Source organism: Microbulbifer maximicatervae (SeqCode) (genome assembly GCF_052467695.1).
This window is the reverse complement of the sequence record NZ_CP174320.1, coordinates 3835545-3849395: the sequence shown is the minus strand read 5'-3', so window position 1 is coordinate 3849395 and position 13851 is coordinate 3835545. Positions and strand designations below refer to the sequence as shown.

Annotated in this window: 13 protein-coding genes; 11 read left to right on the top strand and 2 right to left on the bottom strand. The window is 46.5% G+C overall.

Features of this window, described 5'->3' with window-relative positions:
* Nucleotides 1–54: 54 nt before the first annotated feature.
* From ACJJI8_RS16930 to trhP, 3 genes are all read left to right on the top strand, one after another.
* On the top strand, nucleotides 55–699 hold the full coding sequence (locus tag ACJJI8_RS16930) for a Crp/Fnr family transcriptional regulator (RefSeq protein WP_444933111.1): 645 nt from the start codon (nucleotides 55–57) through the stop codon (nucleotides 697–699).
* An 87-nt stretch (nucleotides 700–786) separates the two neighbouring features.
* Nucleotides 787–1356 (top strand): cytochrome P460 family protein, encoded by a 570-nt coding sequence (locus ACJJI8_RS16925; RefSeq protein WP_444933110.1) that lies wholly within the window; start codon nucleotides 787–789, stop codon nucleotides 1354–1356.
* Nucleotides 1357–1580: 224 nt separating this feature from the next.
* A complete protein-coding gene (trhP, locus tag ACJJI8_RS16920; RefSeq protein ID WP_444933109.1) occupies nucleotides 1581–2879 on the top strand; it encodes a prephenate-dependent tRNA uridine(34) hydroxylase TrhP in 1299 nt (432 codons plus the stop codon).
* A gap of 97 nt (nucleotides 2880–2976) precedes the next feature.
* Here trhP and ACJJI8_RS16915 read toward each other — a convergent pair whose 3' ends face one another.
* Nucleotides 2977–3204, bottom strand: a complete 228-nt coding sequence (locus ACJJI8_RS16915; RefSeq protein ID WP_444933108.1) for a hypothetical protein — start codon at nucleotides 3202–3204, stop codon at nucleotides 2977–2979.
* Between the two features lie 174 nt (nucleotides 3205–3378).
* Here ACJJI8_RS16915 and ACJJI8_RS16910 point away from each other — a divergent pair, with 174 nt between their 5' ends.
* The 5 genes from ACJJI8_RS16910 (at nucleotide 3379) to ACJJI8_RS16890 (ending at nucleotide 9127) form a co-directional block, all read left to right on the top strand.
* The gene (locus ACJJI8_RS16910) at nucleotides 3379–4629 is read left to right on the top strand and encodes an efflux RND transporter periplasmic adaptor subunit (protein WP_444933107.1); all 1251 of its coding nucleotides are present in this window, start codon (nucleotides 3379–3381) and stop codon (nucleotides 4627–4629) included.
* 34 nt (nucleotides 4630–4663) lie between these two features.
* A complete protein-coding gene (locus ACJJI8_RS16905) occupies nucleotides 4664–5380 on the top strand; it encodes an ABC transporter ATP-binding protein (RefSeq protein ID WP_444933106.1) in 717 nt (238 codons plus the stop codon).
* Complete coding sequence (locus tag ACJJI8_RS16900; RefSeq protein WP_444933105.1) at nucleotides 5377–7812, top strand: ABC transporter permease; 2436 nt, start codon at nucleotides 5377–5379, stop codon at nucleotides 7810–7812. Before ACJJI8_RS16905 ends, ACJJI8_RS16900 begins: the two co-directional genes overlap by 4 nt.
* Nucleotides 7813–7900: 88 nt before the next feature.
* On the top strand, nucleotides 7901–8800 hold the full coding sequence (locus ACJJI8_RS16895; RefSeq protein ID WP_444933104.1) for an alpha/beta fold hydrolase: 900 nt from the start codon (nucleotides 7901–7903) through the stop codon (nucleotides 8798–8800).
* Between the two features lie 51 nt (nucleotides 8801–8851).
* Nucleotides 8852–9127, top strand: a complete 276-nt coding sequence (locus tag ACJJI8_RS16890; RefSeq protein WP_413665657.1) for a TehB family protein — start codon at nucleotides 8852–8854, stop codon at nucleotides 9125–9127.
* Nucleotides 9128–9408: 281 nt separating this feature from the next.
* Here ACJJI8_RS16890 and ACJJI8_RS16885 read toward each other — a convergent pair whose 3' ends face one another.
* A complete protein-coding gene (locus ACJJI8_RS16885) occupies nucleotides 9409–10260 on the bottom strand; it encodes a hypothetical protein (RefSeq protein ID WP_444933103.1) in 852 nt (283 codons plus the stop codon).
* A gap of 1278 nt (nucleotides 10261–11538) precedes the next feature.
* Between ACJJI8_RS16885 and ACJJI8_RS16880 the strand changes: the two genes are divergently transcribed.
* From ACJJI8_RS16880 to ACJJI8_RS16870, 3 genes are all read left to right on the top strand, one after another.
* Nucleotides 11539–12120 carry an SEL1-like repeat protein gene (locus tag ACJJI8_RS16880; RefSeq protein ID WP_444933102.1) on the top strand — a complete coding sequence of 194 codons (582 nt, stop codon included), beginning with the start codon at nucleotides 11539–11541 and terminating at the stop codon, nucleotides 12118–12120.
* 194 nt (nucleotides 12121–12314) lie between these two features.
* Nucleotides 12315–12923 carry a hypothetical protein gene (locus tag ACJJI8_RS16875; protein WP_444933101.1) on the top strand — a complete coding sequence of 203 codons (609 nt, stop codon included), beginning with the start codon at nucleotides 12315–12317 and terminating at the stop codon, nucleotides 12921–12923.
* A gap of 93 nt (nucleotides 12924–13016) precedes the next feature.
* Nucleotides 13017–13523 carry an arsinothricin resistance N-acetyltransferase ArsN1 family B gene (locus ACJJI8_RS16870; protein ID WP_444933100.1) on the top strand — a complete coding sequence of 169 codons (507 nt, stop codon included), beginning with the start codon at nucleotides 13017–13019 and terminating at the stop codon, nucleotides 13521–13523.
* Nucleotides 13524–13851 lie beyond the last annotated feature (328 nt).

Here is a 13851-nt window from a genome sequence, read left to right as displayed (position 1 = left end):
ACGACCGAAGAATTCTATATTGTTAGGAATCTCTAAAAACAGGAATCAACCCACTTGCAACGAACTAGCGACCCAATAAAAAAACTTCGATTCCTCAAAGAAACGGTATTATTCCGACAAGGGGGTTCTGGTCCCCAGATTTATTTTATTCATGCCGGCTACGTCCTTATCCAAAAAGTGGACTACTGCGGCAACCTAGCCATTATCGATCTCTATGGGCCCGGATCATGGTTTGGACCAGGTCTAACTGGGAAAAACCTGGACATTCAAGCAACCGCCAAATCCGGCAGTGAACTGGAAGCTGCTTCCATTCAACATATAAACGCCATGATGGCGCGCCAATCACAGACCCTCGATGAGCTGTTGCAACAACTAGCCGCAAGGGAGTCTCAGCTTCAGCAACGTCTTTTCCTCCACATCACCGCCCCCTTACCGGTCCGGTTGGCCAACCTGTTAGCACAACTATTTAATTACCGGGGACAACCCTGTGGCCATGGACATCAACTAGACATCAAGTTGACCCAGTCCGAATTGGCCGCCATGGCCGGTAGCAGCAGGCAAACAGTCAGCCAACAGCTTAAACAGTGGAAGTCTGATGGAGTTATCGACTATACGCGCCAATATATCTGCCTTCTCGATCAAACCGCGTTAAAAGGCCTGGCAGAGAACCAAATATATGCGCCAGTGTCAGCCAGCTGACAGTTTTACCCTTCCCGCCTTCATATACTTTCCAGCAGCTGAAACCCGGGTATAGCTCTCCCACATCAACAGCAATGGAAAAGGATTATGCGCAGCGCCTACTTATTTACCTCTTTAGTTCTGACACTCGTATTGAGTATTTCTGCAAAGGCCGATGAAAACCTCAATTCAACCTATAAAAGCATGGTTGATAGCCAGGGGAATATTACTTTGCCGGATAATTACCGCCGGGAATGGGTCTTCCTGGGCTCCTATCAGGTAAAGTCCTCGAGTGGCGATGGATGGGATACTCATAATGTTTATACCCAACCCCAGGCAGTAGAAGGGTATCGCAAAAAGGGGAAGTTTCCCGATGGGACAGTTTTGGTAAAGGATGTTAATAGCACCCAATCGGAGCCCTTAACCACAGGGTTGGCTTATTACTCCTCAGACCTTCAATTCACTTTTATGATGGTAAAAGACGATAACAACCGCTTCCCAGAAAACCCGGCTTGGGCCGAAGGCTGGGGATGGGCTTTATTTAAGCCAGGAATAGCCAAAAGTGAAACTGAAACCTGGAAAGGCACCGGGCTTAACAACTGTTTTGGATGTCATTTGCCTGCCAAGAATAATGACTGGGTATACACACAGGGTTATCAGCAGGTCCTGCAGAACTAAAAAGTAAACAGCAAAAATCAGAGGTTAGAGGTCTATTATTCGGCTAGAGTAACAGCATAGATTCCCTCCATAACAGCTTATCACCCCCACCCCAGCGCTAATTGATTTATATCAATTAGCGCGATCTTGAATACCGTTAACATGCGGCCGCGTCCGACTATTCCACTATGAGTTTTTCTGTGTTCAAACCTGAGTTACTGTCCCCCGCAGGGACTTTAAAAAATATGCGATATGCGTTTGCCTATGGTGCCGATGCCGTTTATGCAGGCCAGCCCCGCTACAGCTTGCGTGTGCGCAATAATGAATTTAAAAATATTGAAACCCTGCGCCTAGGTATAGAAGAAGCACACCAGCAAGGAAAACAGTTCTATATCGCTTCCAATATCGCCGCCCACAACGATAAAGTTCGCAGTTACCTGCGGGACCTGGAAGAAATTGTTGAAATGGGACCTGACGCCCTGATTATGTCCGACCCAGGCCTGATAATGATGGTAAGGGAGCGTTGGCCTGATCTGCCAGTCCACCTATCCGTACAGGCCAATGCGGTAAACTACGCGACCGTAAAGTTCTGGCATCGCCAGGGGTTATCTCGGGTGATACTTTCCCGAGAACTGTCCCTGGATGAGATTGAAGAAATTCGCCAGAAAGTGCCTGAGATGGAGCTGGAAGTCTTTGTCCACGGTGCACTCTGTATCGCCTATTCCGGGCGCTGCTTGCTATCCGGTTATATGACCCATAGAGATGCCAACCAGGGCGCCTGCACCAACTCCTGCCGCTGGCAATACCAAGCTCATGAAGCCAAAGAGAATGAAGTTGGCGAATTGATTCATGTGCAAACCCAGGAACCTATCCAAAAACCCATCCAGCAACCCACCTCCGTCAGTGACAATACTTCCCAGGCCTTTTTACTACAGGAAGAGGGTCGCCCTGGAGAGTATATGCCTGCCTACGAAGATGAGCACGGTACCTACATCATGAACTCCAAGGATTTGCGGGCCGTACAGCACGTCAAGCGCCTCACCGAAATGGGGGTTCACTCTTTAAAAATCGAAGGTCGCACCAAATCCCACTACTATGTGGCTCGTACTGCTCAGATCTATCGTCGCGCGATAGACGATGCTGCAGCAGGAAAAGACTTTGACATGAAAATGATGGACGAATTGGAAACCCTCTCGAATAGGGGCTACACGGAAGGTTTCTACCGTCGCCATCCACCAGCAGAATACCAGCAATATGAAAAGGGGTTGATATCAACTCCGGGCCAACAGTTCGTAGGCGAGCTTATTGACGGCAGTCCTGAGCATTTGACGATTGATGTTAAAAATCGCTTTGAACGCGGTGATCAATTGGAGTTAATGACTCCCAGCGGTAGCTTGTTCTTCCCCTTGGAGCAAATGGAGAATACGGAAGGTAAGGCTATCGATGTGGCTCCGGGATCCGGGCATATCGTGCAAATACCCCGACCAGAGGGGGTTGATGACGATCAACTTCAACAGGCGCTATTGGTCAAAGCTCTGGGATAACCCTCGGCCTGTAATTTGCACTATGGCTTATCAAGCTCTTCGTTTTGCAAATATATTTTGTTAAAGGTGTAGTGGTTTAGACAATCTACCGGATTCACTAAGCCACGACACCTTTATTCCCACTACATCTCCACAATTTTACTTGTGAACCTATCCTCAAAATGCATTGGGTAATCGTTAAACCTCTCAAGTTACTGCCCACCTCATAATATTCAAACCGTCCTGTATTTCCCCACCATTCACCGCAAGCAACTGGTTCTTGTACCAATTTTCCTGCATTTTCAGCCTCACCTAAAACCCTTTTAAAGCCCTGAGTTTTGATCACAAAAATATGCTCGACAGTACTAATTACAAGATAAAAACCCACCCTCCCTCGGAGTTCCAACAGGAATACACCCGTTTTAAATAGTTATGATTTTCCACCTCTAACTCGCCCCCGCATCAAGGTTTCACAGTAGAAATGCGTGCAACGATTGCTTAACCAAGGAAATGCCGCAATATGGATATTATTAAACCTAAGAAACGCCCCCTGATTAAGCACCCTTTAATGCTAGGTGGTGCTGCTCTTGCTTTTGTGGCATTTACCAGCACCCTCCTGTTACTTCCTGACAGCGCCTACAAGGTTGAGCGGGAACAGCTAATGCTAGGCACCGTCCAACGGGGAGACCTACAAGTTGTGGTAGATGGTTATGGTAGGCTGCGTTCAGACAAGCAGACGTTAATTACCGCTCTAACCGCAGCGAATGTTGAAAAAATCATGTTGCGTCCCGGTGCAGAAGTACAAAGTGATAGCATCATTATGCAGCTGAGCAACCCAGAATTAATGCGCGACCTGGATGCAGCCGAAACCTCCCTGGAACAAGAGGAAGCTAATCTGCGTCGGCTTGTTCTGAACAACCAGCGCGATGTTCTCGCGGAGGAAGCCATACTCGCGGAACTGAACTCCAATTACCAAGTGATCAAGTTGCGTCGCGAAGCTGAGGACGAGCTGGTAAAAAGTGGAGTGGTTTCCCAGCTCACCTACCAAACCACCGTCTTACGCCAGGAACAGATGAAAAAACGTGTGGACCTGCAAAAACAGCGTATCAATCACTTGCGCAAAGTCGCCGTCGAATCAGAGTTAATCCAGCGCGAGCAAATCAACCAAGCCCAAACCCAATTGCAAAGTATCCAGCAACGTACAGACCGACTGACAGTACGCGCCGGCCTGAACGGCATACTGCAACGACTACCAGTAGAGCTGGGGCAAGGTGTCGATCCCGGGCAGGAGCTGGCGCTGATCGGCAGCGAGACTGATCTTCTCGCTTTGGTTCAAGTACCACAATCCAAAGCAGAGCAACTGGAGGTTGGCCAGCCCGCTGAAATTGATACCCGCAGAGAAAAGGTCGAAGGTATGGTAACCCGTATTACTCCTGAAGTTCGGGACGGCAATATTGAAGTGGAAATTGCTTTTAGCGCGGGCGCGCCAGAGTCTGCCAGGCCACAGCTCAACGTCGATGCCCGGATATTCACTGCCACGATGGAAAATACGTTGTTCGTCGAGAGACCTATCAATGTGCAGAGGCACAGTGAGGCCAATCTCTTCCTGATTAACGAAAACGGGGAGGAAGCGGCACTCCAGCCCATCAGCTTCGGCGAGGAGTCAGGTCGATATATCCAGATCACCCAAGGCCTCAATGAAGCGGACCGCATCATCCTCTCGGATATGGCCAATTTCAATGAAGCTGAGCATATCCAGATTATTGACTAAAGCCTGAAACCTAAAGCGAGAAAGGGAGTTCGCTATGTCCAAGCCAATCCTCCATATGGCCGGGATCACTAAGGTGTTCAGCACCGAAGAAATGGAAACTCACGCCCTGCGGGGCGTTGACCTGAGTATTTACCAGGGGGAATTTGTATCTATCTGCGGCCCCTCGGGTTGCGGTAAATCCACACTTCTCTCGATTCTCGGCCTGCTGGACCTCCCCACCAGCGGCAGCTATCAGATTGAAGGCATTGAAGTCGCTCAATTGTCGCTGAGTGAGGCGGCGACTATTCGCAACGAGAAAGTAGGCTTTATCTTCCAGTCCTTTAACCTGATTGACGAACTCTCAGTCTACGACAATATCGCCCTACCCCTGCGATACCGCCGCAATCCCATTCCCAAGTCTGAAGCCGACAAAAAAGTGCAACACTGCCTGGAGAAGGTGGGAATGAGTCACCGGACCTCTCACAAACCTAACCAGTTATCCGGTGGCCAACAGCAGCGAATCGCCATAGCCCGGGCGCTAGTTGGCAATCCATCCCTGCTACTGGTGGACGAGCCCACCGGCAACCTGGATTCCCACAATGGCGATGCAGTAATGGAAATGCTGCGGCAGCTCAACAATGAAGGGACCACCCTGTGCATGGTGACCCATGACCCTCGTTATGCAGACATGGCCAGCCGCCAACTGCATCTGCTGGATGGAAAAATCTCAACGCCGCAGCCCATACTAGAGCCCCATGAGATGGCCCTATGATCACCACAAAGGACCTGTCCATTGCCCTCCAGTCCCTCAATCGGGCGCGGAGCTACGCCACCACTATTATTCTGACCCTGGGTATCACTCTCGGCGCCCTGGTAACACTATTTAATCTCAACTACCAACTGTTAGCCGCACCCCTACCCTACCCGGACGAAGATCGGCTGTATGTCGTGAATGGTAATCTCTACCAGAACAAGCAGCTGCGGCTGGAAAACAACAGCCAATACCCTGCCCTGGTTGAAATCTATAAGAACGATAGTTTCTTCGAGTCCAGCGCCCTGGTGTACTTCTGGGAAGATGTGGCTCGCAATTTATCCGGATCACCACGGGTTAATGTTTCCTATGTCTCTCCGAAATATCTCCAGCTGGCTGGAGCACCCCTGGCCTTAGGCAGACAATTCAATGCCGATGAAGGGCTCGACAGCCGAGTCCCTGTGGCGGTTATCAGCTATCAAACCTGGGAGCAGATGTTCCGGCGCAACCCAAATGTCTTGGAGCAAAGCCTGCAATTTGGGGAGGTGGACTTTCGCATTGTCGGCGTCACCGCCAAAGACTTCATTGAACCCCAAATCTATAAGCAGGGCCGGCAAACGGCGGTCTGGCTGCCCTGGGACTTTAACGATACACAAGTAGAGCGCAGAAATAATTGGAGAGGCTTCCTGCCTTTCCGCATGCTCACAGGAAAGCTGAAGCCGGGCATTGACCCCGCCAGTGCGGGGCATGAATTGAGCACATTAATGGATGCCCAGTATCAAGCGGCCCTAGCGAGAAGGTCCACTTCGGTAGAAAGGTCCGTTGAATACCGACTCACCCCCTTCGCCAATAAAATACTTGGCGACAGCGCCACGCGAACCTTAATGGTAATGGGCGGTACACTGGTGCTTCTGTTAATTGCCTGCGCCAATGTTACCAACCTGATTCTTTCTCGCGCAGCCAAACAACAACGCAATATGGCGATACAGGTCGCGTTGGGCGCACATAAAAAACATATCTTTTTGGCCCTGCTATGTGAAATCGGCCTACTTATGTTAGGGGCTGCATTACTTTCTCTACTTTTAGCCCTGGGATCGACAGAGGTACTAAAGGTGATGGCTGCGGAACAAATTCCTCGTATTCAAGAGCTCACCTTAAACTGGCAGACACTGGTTTTTGCACTGTTGTGTGCCTTACTGCTCGCCCTGTTCTTCTCAGCCGTAGTCAGTCGCCAGGTTAATTACCGCGCACTGAATCAAATGCTGCAGAGCAGCGGCAAAGGTTCCGGCGTACAGATCTCGCCTCTAATCCGCAAGGTACTCATCAGTAGCCAAGTGGCGATGACCAGTTTGCTTATCCTCGCCAGCTTGCAGATTTTCCTGCAAGCTAACCGACTGATTAACCAGCCCTTTGGCTTCCCCCTAGACAACGTTCAAGTGATGACTCTGAATATCGGCAATCTTAGGAGTGCCCCCACTGCCGAACGGGAGAGTTATCTGAAGGCCATCAGGCAAAGATTGCTGGAGCACCCTAAAGTACAAAATGCCAGCCTGAGCCTAAACACTCCTATCTCCATCAGCCGGCCACTCTGGACCACATCCCTGAGTCATGATGCCAGCCGACAAAACCCGGTGATGGCCAAGACCACTGTGGTCGACGAAAACTACCTTTCCATTTTGCGTATGCCTTTGATAGCTGGCCGCCATATCAATGCGGCTGAATTTTCCGATAACAATCGCATGATGCTCGTCAACGAAACCCTGGCCCAGCAACTGGAGCCGGATGGAGAAGTATTAGGCAATCGCTACTACTGGCGAGGTGACTTGCCCTACCAAGTGGTCGGTGTAGTACGCAACGCAAGCCTGCCCGGCAAAAAGGAACCCGCCCGCTTATTTGTGCGCGGTATCAACGTGAGCTATCCCCTACTCGTACTCAGGCATAAGCCTCACCAACCGCTCAGCACCACAGAGATTAATCGGGGGTTTGCCGAAGTAAACAGGCAGTACAAAGTTTCTGAGCTATTCACCCTCGAGCAGGCGCGAGACCTACTCCTAAGCAATGACCGGGTCTCAGTTTGGGTAACCACCGCCCTGACATTACTGGCACTTAGCCTCGCTGCCATCGGTATCTTTGGAGTGCTCAGTTACAGTGTACAACTGCGGCGTACTGAGCTTGGCGTGCGCATGGCAATCGGCGCCCGCCCAGCGACGATTTTCTATCACACCCTGATCGATAGCCTGATTCCCGTCATTATCGGTATCGCTGTAGCGACTTTGGTTCTAGTCCCTCTGGCGCTTTGGCTTGGGCAAAGCGAGTTCAGTATTGAAACCAGCCTATGGGGCTGGCTGCTACCACCATTGCTTATTATCGCCCTAACCGCCTCGGTGACCCTGCTTTCAGTATGGAAGATAATCAACAAGCCCGCGATTTACGCATTGCAAGGAACAGGATAATTACTTTCCACCTGTAGCCGCTGCTTGAGGTTGCGCGCTCATCGTGCAATCTTTACAGCAAATACAACAATAAGAAATGGAACAGCCAATGCAGCCTCAGCAGTGGTTATCAAACGGAAAGATTTTTGATTATCAAAACCACCAACTCTTCTATGTCGATAGCAACCCAAGCTGCCGACATAAACCAGTGCTGCTTTTGATTCACGGTTTTCCAACCAGTAGTTATGACTGGCAAAAGGTATGGGCCCAACTGACAGCGCACTATCGCTGTATTGCTATGGATATGCTGGGATTCGGTTACTCAGACAAACCCAAGCAGCATAACTACAGTATCCACGGGCAATCTGATTTACATGAAGCTCTTCTGCAACATTTAAACATCAACAAGGTTCACCTGCTGGCCCATGACTATGGGGATACCGTTGCCCAGGAGTTACTCGCCAGAGCCAATAGCGGTGGTACCACGAGGTATGCCTCAGCATGCCTGCTAAACGGAGGTCTATTTCCAGAAACTCATCAAGCACGTTTCGTACAAAAACTGCTGCTCTCTCCCGCAGGCTTCCTGATCAATAAACTGATGAATTACCGGCAGTTTTGCCGCAGCTTCAGTGCCATTTTCGGACCAGAGACACAACCCTCTGACAGAGAGTTGCGAGACTTGTGGCAAATTCTCCAATATAAGAATGGCAACCGGCTCCTTTATAAACTAATCAGCTATATGCGCGACAGGCGCCAACATCGTCAGCGCTGGGTCGACGCCCTAAAGCAATACCCCGGCCCCCTATTACTAATCAATGGCTCATTAGACCCAGTTTCAGGTAAGCATATGGTGGATCGATTTCGGCAACTGATAGATCGGCCAACGGATATTGTAGAGCTGGGAACGATTGGGCATTATCCGCAGTGGGAAGCTCCTACTCTTCTAGTCTCGACATATCTAAAGTTTATTGAGGCCTATTCAAACAAAGAGTCTCAAGTCAGCCTATAAACAAAGCCTGGACTGCCAAAACCCACCCAAGTTGATAAAAGGCCAGAATCAATGAAAGAGTTTCCGAGGAATATAGCTCCATATAAGAAAACCCCTGAATTCACTGAGGAGAATATCCCTCCAGGGCTATTGAAAGATCATACTACCAAGGAAGGCGTATGGGGGAAGATAGTGATCCTCTCCGGATCATTGGAATATACGATTCAAGAGCCCGAAGTGGAGATTATTGAACTGAGCCCTAAGAAGTTTGGTGTCGTAGAGCCAACTATAAGGCATCACATAAGACCGTTAGGGGATGTAAAATTTTATGTTGAATTCTATCGATAGAATCAAACTATCAAGTTAGCTAGACCTGGCTAACACTTTACTTCCTCAAGTTTCAGAAAGCTGATAGGCTCAGAAGGTATTTAGTGGCATACAACAAGGTGCGACCTACTATTGGTTAAGAAGGAAAGAATACACTACATTCAGGGGACGCTGTGGATACTTTTCTGTAAGCTTGTAATCGGCATCTATGCCCCATGCAAGTCAAGCGTGGGGCATTCTTTCCTTTCGCCTATCTACCACAAGTATCTTTGTGTAACGAAACATAATAGGTAAGGTTGATTTTAGATTACTACGGACTTGCTATCCCAATAACACATCCTATGTCTAGCACCCTTAGCTGGATAAATTAAATCTAGCTCTTCTTGAGATTTAGGACCTTTATAGATATGCATATTATATCCAAAATTATCCAAGATCTTGGGAGAATATAAGATCATAGAGGTACCCATCGGACAAAACTTAACCCTGTCGGACTCGTCCATTTGATCAAACAGCATCATCCAAGAAAAAAAGTAAGGCTTTATTCCAGCACTCTTCAAGAGCTCTTCTTGTTTTTTTAAGAAACTTACCTGATACCGAATAGAATCCACACGAGTATCGTTTGTGACATCATAATAATCATTACTTTTAACCTCCAAAATATTTACCAAACCTTGATAGGACGGCGCCCCATGAAAAAGAAGCAGTGCATCATCATGCACGATTCTCTTTTTGGCGGCGGCCATAATATAATTCGCACAAGCAGATGCACATAAATCAAAGCCAACAACTGTGCTTCTTAACCTTGAAATTTCCTCAGCAATATTCACTGCGGGACGACCTTCACCACCAGGGGACCTCACAACAACAATTAAGTCGGAGCCATCTACCAAATTGGAGGTTTTAGATTTAAATTTTAGCTCGGCTTCATTGCGATGTATGGGTCCATCCATACAAATTCCACCAGAGACCTCTTTGATTTCGAACTTAGAGTCTCTTGCATTATCAAAAGTAAACTCCTTTGAATCAAACCAAGCCCCACAATGATTTACTATCTTTTTCTCTATCGCACTATAAGTCGCTTCAACAGCATGGACCTTAACTCCGCCTATACAATACAGCATCGAAAGAACAGCAATATATTTGTTAATCAACAGCGTGAACTCCAACAAAAAAGTTAGTGATAAATATTCTCACAAGCATAGAACCGTTTACTTGTATTGAGTTCAATATTTTTTCAGGCTTTCTTGCGCTGCACGCAGAAAAAACATGGCAACCGCCAGCCATCAATATCCGGCCGCAATTAGCCACAGGTAAAGGCTAAATTTTAATTCCCGCTTTTTCCTTATACACCTGTTCCTGTACCTCTTTAATAGCACTGCCGCACCATGTGAAACTCTGTGTTACATTTGGAACCCTCTCAAAACAAGCTGTAATACTCTGCATGCCTGCATAATTGATACAAGCAAGCCAAGTAATGACTTTGACTAGCCTGGCTGCAACAGCAAAGTGATAGTGTGTGAAAGACGGGGCAAAGGCAGATATTCTCCGTGGAAGTAGATTGCTTGTTTCTCCATAATTTACTAACTGAACATACCTGCAACTACAAATCCTTTGTAACGACTTAATACCTTTCATGTGTTTATGGCATATTTATTCTCTCTCTGTAATTAAGTCACGTGGTTGAATCACAAGGAATTACAGCAGCTACTTACGGCTGGTGGTCAGATCTGTAATATTTCTTAGTTTGGAAAGATCCCTGTCGGAGGTGCCCGATAGTGTGGTGAGTTCGTACCCTTGTTTCATTAAGGTCCCCTCTCTTAAATATCTAAGTAGAGTCAACTCACCACTTATCAAAAAACGAACACCTTGGTTGAATTTTGCTCGGGACTACCAATTTTAGCCAAGCCTATTTGCCATCAATGACACAGAGTTTGGGCGGTCTAAGAATCATATGGTTGCCAAACTTACAAAATTTCTGGATAGTCGTTGGATATCAATAGTCATCAGAGAGCTTCTAGGTCAAAGCTCGCCGACTTTATACTCGGAAACAGTTTAACTACAGTAATAATTTGACTCAGCCGTCCAAGATAGCAGTGTTCAAGCCCAAGGAAAAAATGACAACGAAATTAATATTATCTGCTCTAGTATCCCTAACTCTTACTAGTTGCGCACACCAAGAGGACACACTGAACAATGAGCTGTGGCCTGGGGATCTAAGTATGTATCAACTTAGCTACTCTGAAGAGTTGCATCCTGTCAACATTCTGCCTCCTTATAGACAGCCCAGAGTCAAAGAGCGCGATTATGAGAAACATCTTATCTCCGATCTTATAAATTGGTACATCACACCTAGATATATAAAAATCATTTTTTAGTGGCAATTATAGATTTCAACCTTACATTTTACTATTGAACGGAATTTTACTTTAGTGAATAGAACGATAGCCCTTACAGTAATCGCATCGGTTTTCCTTTGTTCGCCCTATTCGCATGCGGAAAAGTGTGATAAAAAATATTTAGAGGAGATGGAATATACAGATATTGAGTGTCAGTTCTACATGGGAACAGCTGCGTATCGACATGAAATTTATTCAGTAGCAGCCTCGCATTGGAAATATATCTTAGAGACACCTATAAAATATGCAAGAGATGCAGAGATAAAGGCAATGGCGCTAAGTACATTAACTTTTCTCACTTATAACGGTTTAGGTGTTGAGCAGGACCGGGCCGCTGCTGTCGACACATGGAAGCAAGTCGTAAAAAAAGGTGGTTTTGAAGCACGAAGGCACCTCGGTGCTGCCTACTCAGACGACAACTTTAAATACAGAGACCCTGTTCAGGCACTGGGCTGGTATGAGTCTATATTTTTACTCTATCCAAACCATAAAGATCTCAGTGAATCCGATCAGAGTATTTATCTGGATGCGAAGAGAGAGGTTAAAAGATTGAAAGCGCTTCTGAGCTCAGAGGAACAATCAAAAGCTTTACACTTTGCAAAATCAACCATGTAAAACCAATCCGGACTTGCTATGCACCTTTCACTATTGATATATGGTTCTTAAAGAAGAGCATAAAGCAGCAGTGATAATTAATGAATATCAAGTCTGCCCTTTTTGGAGGAAGATGAAGCTTCCCTAAAGAATTATCACACACATAGAAACTACCAGTTGCCATCACTCCGATGGCCAGACGTGTAGAGTTCAATATGAAATATATCCCACTTAAATATCTATCTCTTTTTCTTGGATTTGTCGCTCATACCTCCCTCGCTGTTGGGACAGAGGAGGGTTACGATTCTCACAACAACAAAGCTACGCCGGAAAATATCCAACTAACAGAACTATTTAACCAGGATCAAAATGCACGCAATATACCTCACAGTGAAATTGACTGGAGTTCACTCAATAAAGAAGACGAGGATCGACGAAAAAAAGTCTCAAAAATGCTAGCAGAAGGCCGAATCAGAACCTCAAAGGATTACTATAATGCGGCACTTATCTTTCAGCATGGTAATAAATCAGAAGATATAAGACTGGCCCATGCTCTTGCCACTATTGCAGCAACCCTGGCAGAGGATAAGAATAAAGCTAATTGGCTAAAAGCGGCCACTTGGGATCGCTTAATGATGAATCTTGGTCGGCCACAGTGGTACGGCACTCAGTTTATTAAAGATGACTCTGGGATCTGGAGCCTGTATAACATTGATTATGATACAATCTCTGATCAGCAGCGAATAGATTGGTCCGTTCGTACACTAGAAGAATCAAAGGCCATGGAAAAGTCGCTAAATAGTAAAAAGAAAAGTAAGCATTAATACAGCTTTACAGAGCCAGCCAGCGGGTATCTGGCTAGTCAGTTCACCACCAATCTCTGGCCAATGCTATCAACCATAGGGAGAGACAACAGTATGATACGAGCAGTTAAGGCTTCTGACTCTGCTGGGATTGCTAAAATCTACAATTACTATGTGGAGAATACCTGTATCACTTTTGAGGTAGAGCCAGTTTCTGCAGAAATTATCGCCGACCGAGTCGAAGAATGCTCAAAAAACAATCTTCCCTGGTTAGTTGCTGAGAATGAGGGCCGTTTAATTGGCTATTGTTATGCCAGTAAATGGAAAGGACGCTGTGCTTACCAGTATTCGGTGGAGGCTACCGTGTACTTGGACACGAACTATTCTTCTAAAGGCTGGGGTTCGAAGCTCTATAATGAACTGTTTAAACAGTTAAGTGAACTCAATGTCCACGCAGTAATCTGCGGCATAGCTCTACCAAATGCAGGCAGCGTAGCACTTCATGAGAAGTTTGGAATGGTAAAAGTTGCTCATTTCAAAGAAGTCGGCCGAAAATTTAACCAGTGGATAGATGTTGGTTATTGGCAGTGCTTACTCCCCTTAAGAAAGGAGAAAGCATGAAATAAGCACGTCATGAGGGAGTACATTTTAAGCAGCTTTTATGTACCCACATTAACCCCACTAGGGATTTTTAACCTAAATTTTACCAAATCCTCTCTAATCTAAGGTCATAACTGCGCGCTTTTGCGCAGCAAGGGCTATTACATTGAGTAGCCGAGACTTTATTAAGGGCACTGATTTCCCTCCCAATTTACACCAAAATAAAAGTGGACAACTTACTATAGAGAAAGTTTCAGCAATTACTGGATTACTTTTAATTTAACTCATATTCCATCAAAAGTTACTGACCTATATGATCATTACACTTTTCACCCCGGAACCCTACCTC

What these genes read in the sequence shown, in the direction of transcription:
- ACJJI8_RS16905 (WP_444933106.1), top strand. Translation starts at nt 4,664, where the DNA reads ATGTCCAAGCCAATCCTCCATATGGCCGGGATCACTAAGGTGTTCAGC.
- ACJJI8_RS16925 (WP_444933110.1), top strand. Translation starts at nt 787, where the DNA reads ATGCGCAGCGCCTACTTATTTACCTCTTTAGTTCTGACACTCGTATTG.
- ACJJI8_RS16890 (WP_413665657.1), top strand. Translation starts at nt 8,852, where the DNA reads ATGAAAGAGTTTCCGAGGAATATAGCTCCATATAAGAAAACCCCTGAA.
- ACJJI8_RS16910 (WP_444933107.1), top strand. Translation starts at nt 3,379, where the DNA reads ATGGATATTATTAAACCTAAGAAACGCCCCCTGATTAAGCACCCTTTA.
- ACJJI8_RS16870 (WP_444933100.1), top strand. Translation starts at nt 13,017, where the DNA reads ATGATACGAGCAGTTAAGGCTTCTGACTCTGCTGGGATTGCTAAAATC.
- ACJJI8_RS16900 (WP_444933105.1), top strand. Translation starts at nt 5,377, where the DNA reads ATGATCACCACAAAGGACCTGTCCATTGCCCTCCAGTCCCTCAATCGG.
- ACJJI8_RS16875 (WP_444933101.1), top strand. Translation starts at nt 12,315, where the DNA reads ATGAAATATATCCCACTTAAATATCTATCTCTTTTTCTTGGATTTGTC.
- trhP (WP_444933109.1), top strand. Translation starts at nt 1,581, where the DNA reads ATGCGATATGCGTTTGCCTATGGTGCCGATGCCGTTTATGCAGGCCAG.
- ACJJI8_RS16895 (WP_444933104.1), top strand. Translation starts at nt 7,901, where the DNA reads ATGCAGCCTCAGCAGTGGTTATCAAACGGAAAGATTTTTGATTATCAA.